The sequence below is a fragment of the Nonomuraea sp. NPDC052129 genome, assembly GCF_040680095.1.
Classification (GTDB): domain Bacteria; phylum Actinomycetota; class Actinomycetes; order Streptosporangiales; family Streptosporangiaceae; genus Nonomuraea.
Genome location: NZ_JBFAVX010000036.1, coordinates 37,783 through 53,113 on the forward strand (window position 1 = coordinate 37,783; position 15,331 = coordinate 53,113).

The window sequence follows — 15,331 nt, forward strand, 5'->3', positions numbered from 1 at the left end:
GGCCGCACGGCCGGTGCCTTCCTGACAGGAGCACCCACGAGTAACCCGATCAGCCCGTGAACTCCAGCTCGGCCCGGTCGCGGCTGGTGTACAGGTCCCAGTAGACCGAGGCGATGTCGTCCGCCTCCGCCGTGGGGAAGCCCGCCGGCGCGTTCGAGCCGATCCAGACGCTGATCGCCACGTGCGCGGCGTAGACGCCCCGGTCGGCCAGGACGCCGTTGAGGTTGAGCACCCAGTTGCGCAGGGCGGCGGCGGCCGCGTTGATGTTGCCCATCATCGGGTTCGGCGTGATGGAGCCGCCTCCCGTGGTGAACAGGAGGGTGCCGGCGCCGGCTTCGAGCATCGCGGGCAGCACCTGGTTGGCGGCGGTGACCGCGCCGTACAGGTAGTAGTCGATCTGCGGCTGGAGATTGTCCACGGTCACCTCCAGCGGGCCGGCCATGGTGATGCCCGGGACCGGGGTGTGCGGGGCGGGGGAGTACTCCAGTACGTCGATGCCGCCGAAGTGCGCCGCCGCTTGTTCCAGAGCGGCGGCCAGGGCGACGCGGTCCATGATGTCGGCGGGGAAGGCCGCCGCCGTGATGCCCGAGCCGGCGAGCTCGGCGACAAGCCCATCCAGTTTGTCCTTGCTGCGGGCGATCAGGGCGACGTCGAAGCCGTGTCCGCCGAAGAGCTTGGCGATGGACAGGCCCATGCCGGGGCCGGCGCCGACGATGGCGAGGGTGGGCATGATCAACTCCTGTTGGGTGAAGGGAAACAGACTCAGGCGATGGAGACCGCGAGCTTGCCCTGCGCGCCGGCGCCGAAGTCGGCGAACGCCTGGGCGACCTGGTCCAGCGGATAGGTGGCGGTGATGGGCACCCGCAGGGCGCCCGCGGCGGCATCGGCGGCCAGCTTGTCCAAGGTGACCTGGTTCGGGTCGGCCATCACCGAGGTGACGCTGACCTCCTGACCCTGGACCGCGTCGGGGCCGAAGCCGAGAGTGGAGGCGAGCCGGCCGCCCGGCCTCAGCAGCGCCGCCAGCTGCGCGCCGTCGCCGGCCAGGTGCAGCACCGCGTCCACGCCGTTCGGGGCCAGGGCGCGCACCTGCGCCTCCACTTCCCCGGTGAAGTCCACCAGATGGATCTCGGCGTCGGTCAGCCCCCGTACGAAATCGCTCTCCGCACCCGGCCGCGCGGTGGCGAGCACCCGGGCGCCGCGAGCCACCGCGACCTGCACGGCGAGCGCGCCCACGCCGCCGGTGGCGCCGGAGATCAGGACGGTCTCGCCCTTCTGCGGGTCCACGGCGTCGACGCTGTCCAGGGCGGCCGTTCCAGCCAGTCCCAGCGCTCCGGCCGTAGCGGTCGAGAGCCCCTGGGGAATGTGCGCCACACCGTAGGCGGCGGACACGACAAGGTACTCGGCGAGCGAGCCGGTGCCCAGGAACGGCTTCATCGCCACGCCGAAGACGTGGTCCCCGACGGCGAACCCCTCGGCGCCTTCGCCCACGGCCTCGACCGTGCCCGCGAAGTCCTTGCCCGGGATCAGCGGGTAGCGGTGCTCCATTATCTGCTGCAGGTAGCCGGCCGCGGTCGCCGCGTCGAAGCCGTTGATCGACGAAGCGGCGACCTTCACCAGCAGTTCACCGGCTTCGGGCCGGGGCGCGGCCACCTCGGTGACGGCGGGGCTCGCGGGGACGGAACTCAGGGCGACTGCGCGCATGGGTGACTCTCCTCAACTAATCGGAATGGCCTATCCGTTTGTCCTGTGCAGCGTAACACCATAATCGGATAGGTCATTCCGATTAGATATGATGGCTTCATGAGCCCTGCCGCCCGCCGCGTCCCCGCTTCCCCAGACCCCTCGGCCCAGAGCCTGCGCATTGATGCCCGGCACAACCGCGATCGCATCCTGGCCGCGGCCCGGCGGGTCTACGCGCGCGACGGCATCGAGGCTTCGATGGCCTCCGTGGCGCGCGAGGCGGGGGTCGGAATCGCGACGCTCTTCCGGCATTTCTCCGCTCGCGAGGACCTCGTCGCGGCCGTCTTCGCCGACACCATGCAGACGTACGCCGATGCCGCCGCCACCGCGCTGGCCGACCCCGATCCCTGGCATGGATTCACCTGGTACATCGAGACCGTCTGCGGCATGCAGGCTGCGGATCGCGGTTTCTCCGAGGTGCTGACCATGACCTTTCCCAGCGCCAGGGCCATGGAGGCAAAGCGGGACGAGGCCTACCGCGGCTTCAGCGAGCTGGTCGTACGGGCCAAGGAAGCCGGTCGGCTGCGCCCCGACTTCACCACCGAGGACCTGGTCATCCTGCTGATGGCCAACGCCGGTGTCATCGCGGCCACGGCCGGCGCGGCCCCGGAGGCGTGGCGCCGGCTCGTCGGCTGCATGATCCAGTCGTACGCCGTCCCGGACCCCGCGAACCCTGAGCCCCTGCCGCCCGCGCCCACCCCGACGGCCCTGTACCGGGCGATGATCCGCTTGAGCCGCGCCCCCGCGGAACGCCGATGACCTCTTAGGCGCAGCCTTCGAACTGCGGCACTGAGGTGGATATCGAAAGACCCGTCGCGCCGAAGTGTTTGCGGAGAAGCTTGGGCGCCGTTCCGGACTGGTACATCGCGGTGATGGCCCGGTTGACCGCCTCGCATCCGGCTACGTCGCCATGGCGTAGGGCGACGCCGTACCGCTCCTCCGTGAAGGGGGCGTGGACGATGGTGTACGCGCCCTTGTCCCGGGCGGCGAACCCGGCCAGGATCAGGTCGCCGGTAGAGACCGCGTCCACCGCGCCGGACCTGAGGAGGTCTACGCACTCGCTGTAGGTGCGGGCCGGGACCAGGACGGCGGCCACGCCACGGCCTTCAATGATCCGCGACGTGGAGATGGAGCCCTGGGCCTCGCACAGTTTGCGCCCCGCGAGATCTCGTACGTTGCCGATGTTCGTCGTTCCGTTGCGGACCAGGATGTCCTGCTGCGAGACGTAGTACGGCCCCGCGAACGTCACCTGCATCTTGCGCGGTGGGCTGATGGAGTAGGTGGCCACCACCATGTCCGCCTCGCCGGAGTTCAGCTTGGCCTCCCGGCCTTCCGACGTGGTGGCGACGAAGGAGACCTTCTTGCCCAGGTGGCCGGCCACATAGGTGGCCACGTCCACGTCGAAGCCCTCGAAGGTGCCCTGGTTGGTCCGCAGGCCCAGGCCGGGCTGGTCCGGCTTCACCGCGACGATCAGCTCGTCCTTGTCCAGGATGGACGGGGTATGGCGGAGGGCGCTCATCCCGCACCCGGCCGATGCCAGGGTGATGGCCGCTGCCACGGCGACTCGCGCGAGGCCGCCGAGTAACTTGCTCATCGCTCCTCCGGGGTGCGGGCCTGCCGACGCGAGCCCCACGGTAGGGAAGGACGATGAAGCAAGAGTGAACCAGCGGTGGCGGCACCCGGTCGAGACGATGACGGTGGACGCGGTTTCTAGGGCTTGAGGTCCCCGAGCTCTCTCACTCGGCCGAGCCAGGTCTCGGTGCCGCGCGGATGTGCGTGCGTTCGCCCTGTCTCCCGATGAGACTCAGGAACTCGACGGGACCGGCGCTGGTGGCCCCGAACCAGTGCGGGGTGCGCGTGTCGAACTCCGCCGCCTCCCCGGGCTTGAGGATGAGGTCGTGTTCGCCGAGTACGAGGCGGAGCGTTCCGTTGAGGACATAGGCCCAGTCATAGCCCTCGTGGCTGCGCAGGTCGGGTTCGGCGTCGTCGCTTCCGGCCGGGAGGACGAACTTGTAGGCCTGGATCCCTCCGGGCCTCCGGGTCAGCGGCAGGATGACGGCGCCGTCGCCACGGGAGATGGGCCGCAGGTTGACACGGGGGTCGCCGGTCGGCGGCGCGTCGACGAGCTCGTCGAGGGTGGCCCCGTAGGCGCGAGCCAGCGGTAGCAGCTGCTCGAGCGTGGGACGTCGCAGGCCCGCCTCGAGCCGGGACAAGGTGCTGATGGAGATCCCGGTCTCCGCCGCGAGGTCGGCGAGTGTGACATCCCGATGCAGCCGAAGGCGTTTCAACCTCGGTCCGACGGCGTCGAGAGTGCGGTCAATGGCTTCATCCATCCCGCCATTTTGCCATTTGGCAACGACGTTTGCACATCCGCCTTAACGCTCAGCACCATGAGGAACGCACCCGCAGAGAGGGACGACCTATGGCGCACGAATTCGACAAGGACTTCTGGGAGCGGCACTGGCAAGAGAGGCCAGCCGGGGTTCCCGGATCCATGGGCGGCAACCCGCCGAACCCGTACCTGGCTCGTGAGCCCAGCGGCCTGACACCGGGCCGCTCCGGCGCCGATTCCCCCTGCCTTCGAGAAAGGAATCCCGTGAGTACGCACCCGTCCTCAGACGCGAAAGCCCCAGGCCCGACCATCCAAGACCCACGGCAACGACGTACGATCTTGGCCGGGGTCTGCGTCGCGCTCATGGCCGTCATCGCTTCGGTGTCCGGGTTGAACGTCGCCCAGCCGGAGCTCAGCGTCGCCTTCGACACCTCGCAATCCGAGGTCTTGTGGTTCATCAACATCTACACCCTCACTCTGGCCGCGTTGCTCCTGCCGCTCGGCGCGCTGGGCGACCGGTGGGGCCGCCGGCCGGTGCTGCTCGCCGGCCTGCTCGTCTTCGGCGTGGCGAGTGCGGCGGCCGGCCTTGCCACGTCGTCCGAGCTCATGCTCGCCGCGCGTTTCCTGAGCGGCGTAGGCGCGGCGATGATCATGCCGGCCACCCTCGCGGTCATCACCTCGACCTTCCCGGACGAGGAACGTGCCAAGGCGATCGGCGTGTGGACCGGCGTCGCCGGCGGTGGCGGCATCTTGGGGATGTACCTGTCGGCCATCCTGGTCGACCTGGCGAGCTGGCGGTGGCTCTTCGCCCTGCCGGTCGTGCTCGTCGTCGTCGCCATCGTCATGACGCTGCGATCCGTGCCGAACTCGCGCGAGGCGTCCGGGCATGGGTTCGACACCGTCGGTTCGTTGTCGTCCGTGGTCGCGGTGGTCGGGCTCGTCTTCTTCCTCCAGGAGGGCCCCGAACGAGGCTGGACCGCGCCCGCGACACTACTGAGCCTCCTTGTCGGCGTCATCGCCGCTGCCGGATTCGTGGCATGGGAGCTACACCGTCCGGCGCCACTTCTCGACGTCCGCCTGTTCCGCGAGCGAGGTCTCGCGAGCGGTTCCATGTCGCTCCTGGCCGTCTTCGGCGTGCAGGCAGGGATCTTCGTGGTCCTCTTTCCGTACTTTCAGGCGGTGCTCGGCTGGTCCGGCCTGCGCTCCACCCTGGCGCTCATGCCGATGGCGCTGCTGATGATGTTCGCCTCCGGCCTCGCCCCGAGGTTGGCCGCGCGCGTCGGCGGCCGCTCGACGATGGCCTCGGGGATCTTCCTGGGTGGCGCGGGGCTGGTCCTCATGGCCACCTTCGTCTCCGTCGACGGCGGCTACCTGTCGATCCTCCCCGGCATGCTCGCCATGGGACTCGGCATGGGTTTGACGATGACGCCCGCCACCGAGGCCATCACCGCCGCACTGCCGCGTGCGCGTCAAGGCGTCGCGTCCGCGCTCAACGACGTCACCCGGGAATTCGGCACCGCGCTCGGTGTCGCGCTGCTCGGAGCGGTCCTGACCGCCGGCTACCGCGGCGCCATCGATGCCCGCCTCGACGGAGTGCCAGGCGCCGACGCCGCCCGTGAGGGCGTCGTCAACGCCCTCACAGCCGCAGACGGGGCCGGTCCCCAGGCGCGGGCGCTGATCCGAGCCGCCCGGGAGTCCTTCGTCGACGGCTGGCAGCAGGCCATGTGGGCGGGCGCGGCGGTCATGGCGGTCCTGTTCGTCTACGTTCTCGCGCGAGGTCCGCGGCAACGTACCCAGGGCTCCGGTAACGACAGCCGGGAATCCATTCCTGTTCGGGGGAGCGCTCAAAAGGCAAGTCGAATCGATTCGACTAGGCCATAAGCGTCTCTTGGCGCGGTGGTCAAGAGCCAGGAAACGCTCGCGACATGCCGCCGTCACGCGGACCGGACCTGGATTGGACCCAGACTGAGTCCAGGCGGTGTCGTTAGTCGTCAGGCGCGGGGCCGGGCGGGCCCGGTCGTGGCGCGCAGCGAGATCGGCGGGGCGATCAGGAGGTGGCGGTGCGGGGTGGCCGGGTCGGCGATGCGCTGGATGAGCAGCTCGACAGCGCGGGCGCCCATCTCGTCGGCGGGGACGTCGGCGGCGGTGAGCGGCGGGTGCAGGTTCTCGGCCCAGTGCTGGGCGGCGACACCGGCGATGGAGAAGTCTCCGGGCACGGTCAAGTCCGCCTCGGCCAGCGCGCGGTACATGCCGGACACCGCCGCCTCGTTGATGGTGGCGATGGCGGTCAGCTCCGGATGGTCGGCGAGCAGCTGCCGCAGGCAGCTCTGTCCGGCCTGGGCGTCGTCGGCGCAGCAGACCCGCACGCCGTGCAGGCCGCGTTCGGCGATGGCGCGATCGAAGCCGGCCTGCGCGCGGTGGCCCGGCCCGTAGCCGGCGGCGACCAACTCGGCGTTGCGGTTGACCAGCGCCAGGTGCCGGTGGCCGAGGTCGGCCAGGTGATGGACGCACTTGGCGATGAGCGTCTCGTAGTCGATGTCCACCCAGGACATGTCCTCCGGCCGGCGGGTACGGCCGATGCCGACGAACGGCGGGCCGCTCTCCAGCAGCCGGGTCACCCGGTCATCCTCCAGCCGGATCTCCATCAGGATGACGCCGTCCACGCGCCGCCCGGTGACGACGCGCTCGAAGGAGCGGTCGTGCTCGCCGCCCGAGGGTGACAGCAGGACGTCGAGGTCGGCGCGGGCGGCGGCGTCGACCACACTGGCCACGAAGCCGAGCTGCATGTCGGTCAGGCGCTGGCTGGCGGGCGGGATGACCAGGCCGATGGTGCGGGTACGGCCCTCCTTGAGCGCCCTGGCGGCGGCGTTGGGCCGGTAGCCCAGCTCGTCGATGACGGCCTGGATGCGGCGCTTGGTCTCCTCCGACACCGGGCGCTTGCCGGTGAGCGCGTACGAGACGGTGCTGCGCGACACGCCCGCCCGCTTGGCGATCTCTCCGATGTTCACCCGTGCTCCTCGTCCGATCCACCGCCCGGCGACCATGGTAGGTCGAACCGGTTCACGAGATGCTACGTCCTCGGAGTCCGTGACGAGGATATGCCGCCTGCCGCGCATCCCACACGACATCCCAGTGATCCAGTCGCACCTCCCATTGACTCTCGCGGGAAGCGGGCCTATCTTCAGCGAATCGGTTCGGCGAATCGATTCGACTCGGCCGGGAAACGGCCGCGTAACGCCTGTCAGCGGAGGTCAGCCCAATGAGATCAGCGGCAAGGAGCCGGCGTGCGGCCGGCGCGAGTCTGGCGGTCCTGGCCGCCGTGGGCGGGCTGGTCGCCTGCTCGTCATCGCCCGAAAGCGGCAACGGTGCTTCGGCGAGCGCGAGCCCGGCCGCCGGAGGCGGGACCTACACGGTCTGGGACCCGTACCCGCAGTACGACAAGAGCTCGGAGTGGGTGAAGCTGCTGGAGAAGTGCGGCACCGACGCCGGCGTCAAGGTCGAGCGCACCGGTTACGACACCAGCGACCTGACCAACAAGGCGCTGCTGGCCGCTCAGCAGGGCAACTCGCCGGACGTGCTCATCGTCGACAATCCCGTCGTTTCCACGCTGGCCGAGGCAGGCGTTCTCACCACCACCGAGGAGAACAAGCTCGACGTCACGGCGATCGCGCCGAACCTGCTGGCCGCCGGTCAGAGCGGCGGCAAGACCTACGGCGTCCCGATCGGCGCCAACACCCTCGCCCTGTACTACAACAAGGACGTCCTGAAGAAGGCCGGGGTGGACATCGCCTCGGTGAAGGACTGGGCGTCGCTGACCGGGGCGCTGGAGAAGGTGAAGGCGTCCGGCAAGAAGGGCATCACGTTCTCGGCGATCGGCACCGAGGAGGGCAGCTTCCAGTTCCTGCCCTGGTTCTGGGGCTCCGGCGCGAACCTCACCAAGCTCGACTCGCCCGAAGGCGTGTCGGCGGTGGCGCTGTGGAGCGACTGGCTGAAGAAGGGGTACGCCCCCAACTCGGTCATCAACAACACCCAGACGACGAGCTGGCAGGAGTTCGCGAGCGGCGACTTCGCCTTCGCCGAGAACGGCACCTGGCAACTGGCCTACGCCAAGAAGGCCGGTTTCGCGTACGGCATCATCCCGGTCCCCGCCAAGGGCGGCGGCACCGCGCCCGCGCCCACCGGCGGCGAGTTCGTCAGCATCCCCGTCCAGTCCGACACCGCGCGCTACGCCACCTCGCAGAAGCTGGTGACCTGCCTGACCAGCGCCGACAACTCGCTCACCACGACCACCACGCTGTCCTACATCGCGCCCACGGAGGCGGTGCAGGCCAAGCAGGTGGCTGCCACACCCGACCTGCGGGTGTGGGTGGAGGCGGTCAAGGCGGCCAAGGGCCGCACCAGCGACGACCTGGGCACCAAGTACCCGAAGATCTCCGAGCCCATGTGGGGCGCGGTGCAGGCGGCGCTGAGCGGGTCGAAGTCTCCGCAAGAGGCGATGGCGGCGGCGCAGTCGTCGGCGGCGAGCGCGATCCAGTAGCAGCATGAGCCGAGCCATCCAGAAACCTGTGCGTACCGCCCGGACGACGGCACGAAATCGCCGGGCGGCACGAATTCATCAGGCGGCACGGAGCCGCCGGGCGGCACGCGCGCGGTCCGGACAGTGGGCGGCCTGGGCGTTCCTCGCCCCGGTCGTGCTGTACCTGCTGGTCTTCTACGCCTATCCGCTCTACCGCAATATCGAGCTGAGCCTGCGTAACTACACCGTGCGCTCCTTCGTGCGGGGCGACGCCCCGTTCGCCGGGTTCGCCAACTACGCGAAAGTGTTCGCCGACGCGACCTTCGGGCCCGCGCTGTGGCACACAGTGGTGTTCACGCTGGTCTCGCTGGCCTTCCAGTTCGCCATCGGGCTCGCGCTGGCGTTGTTCTTCCTGAAGAACTTCCGGCTTTCGGCCACGCTGCGCGGGTTGTTCCTGGTGCCGTGGCTGCTGCCGCTGATCGTGTCCGCCTCGACCTGGTCGTGGATGCTCAACAGTGACTCCGGCGTGGTCAACGCGGCGCTGTCGTGGTTCGGCATCGGCCCGGTGAACTGGCTGACCTCGCCGGACTGGTCGCTGTGGTCGGTCATCATCGCCAACATCTGGATCGGCATCCCGTTCAACCTGGTGGTGCTGTATTCGGGGTTGCAGGCGATCTCGCCGGCCATCTACGAGGCCGCCGCGCTGGACGGCGCCAACGGCTGGCAGCGCTTCTGGCGGGTCACGTTCCCGCTGCTGCGGCCGGTGTCGGCGATCACGCTGCTGCTCGGGCTGGTCTACACGCTGAAGGTGTTCGACATCATCTGGATCATGACCAAGGGCGGGCCGAGCGGGGCCTCGACCACGTTCGCCACCTGGTCCTATCGGCTCGGGTTCGGCAATCTGGTGCCCTCCTTCGGTCCCGGCGCCGCCGTCGGGAACCTGCTCATCGTCATGGCGCTGGTCTTCGGCCTGGTCTACATCCGCGCGCAGCGAAGGCAGACCCCGGCATGAAGCACCTCAAGACCGCGATCGGGCTGGTGCTGACCGGCGTGATGCTGTTTCCGGTCTACTGGATGATCAACGTGTCGTTCACCCGCGACCAGGACATGCGCAGGACCAACTGGTTCCCCGTCAACGGCACCCTGGACGGCTACCGGGCGGTGCTGGACCAGCAGCTGCCCTACCTGGGGGTGAGCCTGGTCGTCGGACTCGGCACGGTGGCGCTGACCCTGGTGCTCGCGGCGCCGGCGGCGTACTCGCTGGCCAAGCTGCGCCCGCGCGGCGGCGGGGCGCTGAGCTTCGTGCTGCTCATCGCGCAGATGATCCCCGGCATCATCATGGCGATGGGCTTCTACGCCATCTTCCTGTCCAGCGGCGTGCTCAACACCGTTCCCGGACTGATCGTGGCCGACTCCACCCTCGCCGTGCCGTTCGCGGTGCTGATCCTGACCACGTTCATGTCCGGTATCCCGGAGGAGTTGCTGCAGGCCGCCCGTACCGACGGCGCCGGGGTGGTGCGTACGTTCGTCTCGATCGTGCTGCCCGTCAGCCGAAACTCGCTCATCACCGTGTCGCTGTTCGCGTTCCTGTGGGCGTGGTCGGACTTCATCTTCGCCTCAACTCTGGACCAGGGCGGCGACCACCAGCCGATCACCCTCGGCATCTACCACTACATCGGCAACAACAACCAGGAATGGAACGCGATCATGGCGACCGCCGTGATCGCCTCCGTCCCCGCCACCATCCTGCTCGTCGTCGCCCAGCGCTATGTCGCCGCCGGCGTCACCGCGGGCGCCGTCAAAGACTGAGAAGGGACCTTTCACTTCATGACCGTCGCCGCTTCAGGCCCGGTGTTCTCCCTGCGGGACATCCCGTTCAGCTTCCACGGCTCCTGGTTCGGCTTCTCGCCCGTGGTGGCGGAGCAGACCTACGCCGAGGACGTGCACCTGGTCTCGCACCAGACCGGCATGCACGCGATCCTGCGGCTGATCCCCAGCGCCGAGAGCGTCGTCACGGCCACCCCGCATCAGCTCACCTGGAGCCGGGACGATGGCCGGATCGACCTCGCCTACGACGGCCCCGACACCGTACGGGTCAGGGGTCGCGGTCTCGGGCTCCGTCTGCTGGCCGCCGACCCCGTCCTGACGCCGTTCAGCGGCCCGTACTTCTACCAGGACCCCGTCGACGGCTCGTACGTCTTCACCGTCTACCAGACCGGCCGCCGCTACCGGATCACGCTCCTCGGCGGGCAGGCCGAACACCGCGGCACGCAGGCGCTGGGCACCGCCGAACGCGGTCTCCTCCTCAGCGGGGAGTGGGAGATCGCCATCGAGGAGTACGAGACCGCCCGCGCCCCCTACACCAGCGGCGACGCCTTCGAGCAGGTCGCCAAGGCGGCGCGGGCGGAGTTCGACGCGTTCGCCACGGCGGTCGCGTCCTGGCGTAATGACCGCACGCCCGCCGCCGAGCTGGCCGCCTACGTGCTGTGGTCGGCCACCGTCCGCCCCGCCGGGTTCGTCACCCGGCCCGCCGTGCTCATGTCCAAGCACTGGATGGACAAGGTGTGGAGCTGGGACCACTGCTTCAACGCCCTCGCCCTCGCCGGTGGTCTGCCGGAGCTGGCCTGGCACCAGTACCGGCTGCCCTTCGACCACCAGGACGCCGCCGGCGCGCTGCCCGACTCCGTCACCCACTCCGAGATCCTGTACAACTTCGTCAAGCCGCCCATCCACGGCTGGACCCTGCGCCACCTCCCTGCCGCGCCCGACCCGGCCGAGGTCTATCGGCTGCTGGAGCGCTGGACCGCCTTCTGGCTCGACGCCCGCCGTGCCCGTGGCCGTGAGCTGCCGCACTACCAGCACGGCAACGACAGCGGCTGGGACAACGCCACCACCTTCGATCCCGAGCGGGTCGTCGAGACCGCTGACCTGGCCGCCTTCCTCGTGCTGCAGATGCGCGAGCTGGCCCGCCTGGCACCCGACCCCGGCGCGTCCGCCAAGTGGACCGAACAGGCCGACCGGATGCGCGACGCGCTCCTCGCCGAACTGTGGGACGGCGAGCGATTCGTCGCCCGCGGTGCGCACTCGCGACGTACCTGGTCCAGCTCCAGCCTGCTCGACCTCATGCCGATCGTGCTGGGGGAGGAGCTGCCGCGACCCGTCCGGGCGGCGCTGGCCGCCCGGATCGAGCGGCACCTGACCGCGTTCGGGCCCGCCACCGAGCTGCCCGCCTCGGAGCACTACCAGGACGACGGTTACTGGCGCGGCCCCATCTGGGCGCCCTCGACCGTGCTGATCGAGGACGGCCTGCGCCGCGCCGGATTCCCGGACCTGGCCGACGAGATCAGCGCCCGCTTCCGCGCATTGTGCGAGAAATCGGGATTCGCGGAGAACTTCGACGCCCGCACCGGCGCGGGCCTGCGCGACCGCGCCTACACCTGGACGGCCAGCGCGTACCTCATTCTCGCCGCGGCCCACGAGCGGCGGCGTGCCAAGCCCGCACCCGTCACCGGCCCCAGAGCCGCCAGGTCTGGTTGAGCGGACTGGCCTGGCCGACCGGCAGGTCCGCCGGCTCACCGGCGTGCCGTCGGCCGTGGCCGCCGCGTTCACCTCAAGGCACTTCCCGCTCTGCTGGTTGACCAGCGTGTACGTGCCGCTCACGCCGGTCACCGGCCGGAAGTTCCACAGCTGCTGGTCGCCGCCCTCGCAGGGGAACTGCTGCTGCACGTTGCCGTCGGCGGTGCTCAGGTCGGTGTTGTCCAGGCATTGCTGGGAGTGCTGCGCGATCGCCACGGACTGGAAGCCGCCGTCCGATGGCGGCAGCAGCGTGACGATGAACGTGTCGTCGGCGTTGGTGTGCGGCAGGTTCAGCGTGATCGCGTTCCCCGACAGCGTCAGGACCGTGTTCTGCACGGTGATCGGCCCCTGGACCGCGCCGCCGCCGTTGTACGGAACGCGCTGCACGAGCGCGCGGACCTGGTTGTTCTGCACGATGCCGCTGGTGGTGTCGAGGCGGCGCAGACCGACGGCGATGTTGCCGCTCGTCCCGCCCATCAGGACCTTGGCCACGCAGGCCGCCTTGGTGGCGAAGGCGTCGTAGGCGGCGCTCGGGGCCGTCGAGACGATCTGGCCGGTCTGGGAGGCGTAGAAGCGGTGGACCCACCATTCGCCTTTGGGCAGGTGCCGGCCGGCGCTGTCGCGGACGAGCAGGTTGCCCAGATCGTTGTGCAGGTTGCCGGCGCTCGCCCAGTTCGCGCGTGACCCGTCGGTGCCCGTGCGCTCCAGCCGGGCGATGTACCACGACCCGTCTCCCGGGTTCTGCTCGTCGGACGCGCCGTATTCGTTGATCTGGTACGGCCGCGGGTGCGGGACGCCGCGCGGGTCGAGCGTGGCGTTGGCGGCCGCCACGTTGGCCACCGGGTCGCCGGGCAGGGAGTGCCAGCTGACGATGTCAGGGATGACGTTGTTGGCACGGACGAAGTCGAGGTAGCCGTTCCACCAGGCGGGTGAGGAAGGCGTCGTAGTCGGACCAGTTGCCGTTGTCGCCCGGAAAGCGGGGGGATCGGGTACCCGTCCGCGCCCCATAAATCATGCGGAAGGATGATGAACTGGCCGCCGAGCGCGATCGCCCGCCGGGCCTGGGCCAGCGTCGCGTTCCACCTGCGGTCGTAGGCGCCCGACACCCGGCCGCCGGGGGAGCCGAGCTGCGCGTCACCGGCCCGCGTGTACCGGAACTTGACGTCACGGTAGAAGTGATCCGCCGGTCCGGACGCGTTCTCCGTCATGCCGTAGATCCACCCGGACGCACGGTAGGCACTCCGGAATTGTCGTCACTGTTTTCCTCCTCGAATCGAAAGGCTGCGGCGCTGGGCAATTAAATCAATCGATTGATTTAACTCAAGCGGTGGATGGGCGGCTGTCAAACGGCGGGCAGGGCCGCTGATCGGCCTATTGCATAAGCTGTCCTTCCATCACGCCTCGCCGTGCACGGCCGAGGACCTGCGACGACCTGAGGGACTCGGCCGTCGCGGGCTGCGCGAAGTCCCGGTGCGGTAGAAGACGACGATCATGAAGATGACACGAGACGAGCAGGTCAGCGCGACGCGGGAAGCCCTGCTCGCCGCGGCCGAGCGGCTGTTCGCCGAACGCGGGGTGCACGCCGTCGGCAACCGCCAGATCAGCGAGGCCGCCGGGCAGGGCAACAACGCCGCGGTCAGCTACCACTTCGGCACCAAGGCCGACCTGATCCGCGCGATCGCCCGCAAGCACGCTGGGCATATCGAGCGCATCCGCGAACGCATGATGACCGGCATCGGCGACTCCGCCGACCCGCGGGACTGGGCGTCGTGCCTGGTCCGCCCCTTCGCCGAACACCTGGAGACCTTGGGCAGCCCCACCTGGTACGCCCGGTTCACCGCGCAGGTCATGGCCGACCCCGCGCTCAACGCGGTCATGGTCGACGAGGCCCTGACCGCCGCCCCGATCTTGCGGTTGTTCCGGGACGGCCTGTCCCGGTCCCTGCCCGGCCTGCCCGACGAGATCCGCCGCGAACGCGTCACCATGGCCCGCCACCTCATCGTGCAGATGTGCGTCGAGCGGGAACGCGCCCTCGCCGACGCTGCCCCCACCCTCCATCCGGCCTGGGACGACCTGGCCACCAGCCTGATCGACGCGATCGTCGGCCTGTGGCAGGCCCCGGTGACACCCCGCTCGTGACCGGCCCGCCGTCTGCCCAGCCCGCCGACCAGGCGAGGCGGCAGGCGGCCCCGCCAAGTGGACGACTTGAGCCCTGTTAAACCGTGTGCTTGACTTGGCTAAATCATCTGATTTACTTGCGTGGCATGGCACGCCCTGTGCAGTCGGCCTGAACCAGCGCCGGCCCGGCTTGCTCCCCCCGTGGACCTGGCCGCCGGCCTGACCGACGCGATCGTCGGACTCTGACAGGCCACCGTGACCCATCGCCCGTGACCGGCGCGCCGCCGCGCGGCAGCGCTTGGTGACCGCGCCGTTCGCCATCAAGCGCATCGAGGCCATGCGCCCGTCCGTGCAGAAGATCGTGGACGAGCTGATCGACGACCTGCTGGCCGGCCCGAACCCGGCGGACCTGGTGGAGGCGTTCGCGCTGCCGGTGCCGTCGCTGGTGATCTGCGAACTGCTCGGGGTCCCGTACCACCGCCAACATGATCGCCCTGGGCACTCTCACCCGGCTGGAGCATCCTGAGCAGCTGGCCCTGCTGCGTGAGGCCGACGATCCGGCGCTCGTCGCCTCCACCGTGGAGGAACTCCTGCGCTACCTCAACATCGTGCACAACGGACGGTTACGCGTCGCGACGGAGGACTTCGAGGTCGCCGGCCAGACCGTGCGCGCCGGTGAAGGCTTGATCATGGTGAACGAGATGGGCAACCGCGACCCCGAGGCGTTCACCGACTCCGACCGGCTCGACATCCAGCGCGATGCCCGCCGCCACGTGGCCTTCGGGTTCGGTGTGCACCAGTGCCTGGGCCAGCCGCTGGCCCGCATGGAGCTGCAGGTGGTCTACGGCACCCTTTACCGGCGCGTTCCGACGCTGAAACTGGCCACCGACCTGGACCAGGTCCCGTTCAAGTTCAACGGGATGGTCTACGGCGTGCACGAACTGCCCGTCACCTGGTGACCCAAGGAGGTGGGGGGGGGGGGGGGGCCCCCCCCCACCAGGAAGGGTTGGGGGGGGGGGGGGGGAATTTAAGAATGGGGGGGGTGGTAG

General features: G+C 69.5%; 14 protein-coding genes and 1 pseudogene. 9 read left to right on the top strand and 6 right to left on the bottom strand.

Features of this window, described 5'->3' with window-relative positions; translation table 11 throughout:
• Positions 1-49 precede the first annotated feature (49 nt).
• Positions 50-730 carry an SDR family NAD(P)-dependent oxidoreductase gene (locus tag AB0L53_RS47820; RefSeq protein WP_364009984.1) on the bottom strand — a complete coding sequence of 227 codons (681 nt, stop codon included), beginning with the start codon at positions 728-730 and terminating at the stop codon, positions 50-52.
• A gap of 32 nt (positions 731-762) precedes the next feature.
• Positions 763-1,701: an NADP-dependent oxidoreductase gene (locus AB0L53_RS47825; protein ID WP_364009987.1), complete on the bottom strand. Its 939-nt coding sequence runs from the start codon at positions 1,699-1,701 to the stop codon at positions 763-765.
• 99 nt (positions 1,702-1,800) lie between these two features.
• On the opposite strand from AB0L53_RS47825, the gene AB0L53_RS47830 reads away from it, so the two are divergent.
• A complete protein-coding gene (locus tag AB0L53_RS47830; protein WP_364009990.1) occupies positions 1,801-2,499 on the top strand; it encodes a helix-turn-helix domain-containing protein in 699 nt (232 codons plus the stop codon).
• A gap of 4 nt (positions 2,500-2,503) precedes the next feature.
• On the opposite strand, the gene AB0L53_RS47835 is transcribed toward AB0L53_RS47830, so the two are convergent.
• On the bottom strand, positions 2,504-3,334 hold the full coding sequence (locus AB0L53_RS47835; protein ID WP_364009992.1) for a glutamate ABC transporter substrate-binding protein: 831 nt from the start codon (positions 3,332-3,334) through the stop codon (positions 2,504-2,506).
• 142 nt (positions 3,335-3,476) lie between these two features.
• Entirely contained in the window at positions 3,477-4,073 is a 597-nt protein-coding gene (locus AB0L53_RS47840; RefSeq protein WP_364009995.1) for an XRE family transcriptional regulator, read from the bottom strand.
• A 161-nt stretch (positions 4,074-4,234) separates the two neighbouring features.
• Between AB0L53_RS47840 and AB0L53_RS47845 the strand changes: the two genes are divergently transcribed.
• Positions 4,235-5,953, top strand: coding sequence for an MFS transporter (locus tag AB0L53_RS47845; RefSeq protein ID WP_364010240.1), 1,719 nt, complete (start codon positions 4,235-4,237; stop codon positions 5,951-5,953).
• Between the two features lie 110 nt (positions 5,954-6,063).
• Here the strand turns inward: AB0L53_RS47845 and AB0L53_RS47850 are convergent, their stop codons facing one another.
• Positions 6,064-7,080, bottom strand: a complete 1,017-nt coding sequence (locus AB0L53_RS47850) for a LacI family DNA-binding transcriptional regulator (protein WP_364009998.1) — start codon at positions 7,078-7,080, stop codon at positions 6,064-6,066.
• A 251-nt stretch (positions 7,081-7,331) separates the two neighbouring features.
• Here AB0L53_RS47850 and AB0L53_RS47855 point away from each other — a divergent pair, with 251 nt between their 5' ends.
• The 4 genes from AB0L53_RS47855 to AB0L53_RS47870 are packed head-to-tail and all read left to right on the top strand — an operon-like array spanning position 7,332 to position 12,125.
• Entirely contained in the window at positions 7,332-8,609 is a 1,278-nt protein-coding gene (locus tag AB0L53_RS47855; RefSeq protein WP_364010001.1) for a sugar ABC transporter substrate-binding protein, read from the top strand.
• A gap of 4 nt (positions 8,610-8,613) precedes the next feature.
• The gene (locus AB0L53_RS47860; RefSeq protein WP_364010004.1) at positions 8,614-9,600 is read left to right on the top strand and encodes a sugar ABC transporter permease; all 987 of its coding nucleotides are present in this window, start codon (positions 8,614-8,616) and stop codon (positions 9,598-9,600) included.
• The gene (locus tag AB0L53_RS47865; RefSeq protein ID WP_364010006.1) at positions 9,597-10,397 is read left to right on the top strand and encodes a carbohydrate ABC transporter permease; all 801 of its coding nucleotides are present in this window, start codon (positions 9,597-9,599) and stop codon (positions 10,395-10,397) included. The genes AB0L53_RS47860 and AB0L53_RS47865 overlap by 4 nt, the downstream gene beginning before the upstream one ends.
• Positions 10,398-10,415: 18 nt before the next feature.
• Positions 10,416-12,125, top strand: coding sequence for a hypothetical protein (locus tag AB0L53_RS47870; RefSeq protein ID WP_364010009.1), 1,710 nt, complete (start codon positions 10,416-10,418; stop codon positions 12,123-12,125).
• 75 nt (positions 12,126-12,200) lie between these two features.
• Here AB0L53_RS47870 and AB0L53_RS47875 read toward each other — a convergent pair.
• A pseudogene (locus AB0L53_RS47875) lies at positions 12,201-13,172 on the bottom strand (RICIN domain-containing protein); the annotation flags it as partial.
• A gap of 483 nt (positions 13,173-13,655) precedes the next feature.
• Here AB0L53_RS47875 and AB0L53_RS47880 point away from each other — a divergent pair.
• The 3 genes from AB0L53_RS47880 (at position 13,656) to AB0L53_RS47890 (ending at position 15,241) form a co-directional block, all read left to right on the top strand.
• A complete protein-coding gene (locus tag AB0L53_RS47880) occupies positions 13,656-14,303 on the top strand; it encodes a TetR family transcriptional regulator (protein ID WP_364010012.1) in 648 nt (215 codons plus the stop codon).
• A gap of 280 nt (positions 14,304-14,583) precedes the next feature.
• The gene (locus tag AB0L53_RS47885) at positions 14,584-14,808 is read left to right on the top strand and encodes a hypothetical protein (RefSeq protein ID WP_364010015.1); all 225 of its coding nucleotides are present in this window, start codon (positions 14,584-14,586) and stop codon (positions 14,806-14,808) included.
• Entirely contained in the window at positions 14,768-15,241 is a 474-nt protein-coding gene (locus tag AB0L53_RS47890; RefSeq protein ID WP_364010018.1) for a cytochrome P450, read from the top strand. Before AB0L53_RS47885 ends, AB0L53_RS47890 begins: the two co-directional genes overlap by 41 nt.
• Positions 15,242-15,331 lie beyond the last annotated feature (90 nt).

Excerpts from the sequence above, each read along its gene's own strand:
- AB0L53_RS47830 (WP_364009990.1), top strand. The coding sequence starts at position 1,801 with ATGAGCCCTGCCGCCCGCCGCGTCCCCGCTTCCCCAGACCCCTCGGCC.
- AB0L53_RS47845 (WP_364010240.1), top strand. The coding sequence starts at position 4,235 with ATGGGCGGCAACCCGCCGAACCCGTACCTGGCTCGTGAGCCCAGCGGC.
- AB0L53_RS47855 (WP_364010001.1), top strand. The coding sequence starts at position 7,332 with ATGAGATCAGCGGCAAGGAGCCGGCGTGCGGCCGGCGCGAGTCTGGCG.
- AB0L53_RS47890 (WP_364010018.1), top strand. The coding sequence starts at position 14,768 with ATGATCGCCCTGGGCACTCTCACCCGGCTGGAGCATCCTGAGCAGCTG.
- AB0L53_RS47835 (WP_364009992.1), bottom strand. The coding sequence starts at position 3,334 with ATGAGCAAGTTACTCGGCGGCCTCGCGCGAGTCGCCGTGGCAGCGGCC.
- AB0L53_RS47840 (WP_364009995.1), bottom strand. The coding sequence starts at position 4,073 with ATGGATGAAGCCATTGACCGCACTCTCGACGCCGTCGGACCGAGGTTG.
- AB0L53_RS47820 (WP_364009984.1), bottom strand. The coding sequence starts at position 730 with ATGCCCACCCTCGCCATCGTCGGCGCCGGCCCCGGCATGGGCCTGTCC.
- AB0L53_RS47870 (WP_364010009.1), top strand. The coding sequence starts at position 10,416 with ATGACCGTCGCCGCTTCAGGCCCGGTGTTCTCCCTGCGGGACATCCCG.
- AB0L53_RS47860 (WP_364010004.1), top strand. The coding sequence starts at position 8,614 with ATGAGCCGAGCCATCCAGAAACCTGTGCGTACCGCCCGGACGACGGCA.
- AB0L53_RS47880 (WP_364010012.1), top strand. The coding sequence starts at position 13,656 with ATGAAGATGACACGAGACGAGCAGGTCAGCGCGACGCGGGAAGCCCTG.
- AB0L53_RS47825 (WP_364009987.1), bottom strand. The coding sequence starts at position 1,701 with ATGCGCGCAGTCGCCCTGAGTTCCGTCCCCGCGAGCCCCGCCGTCACC.
- AB0L53_RS47865 (WP_364010006.1), top strand. The coding sequence starts at position 9,597 with ATGAAGCACCTCAAGACCGCGATCGGGCTGGTGCTGACCGGCGTGATG.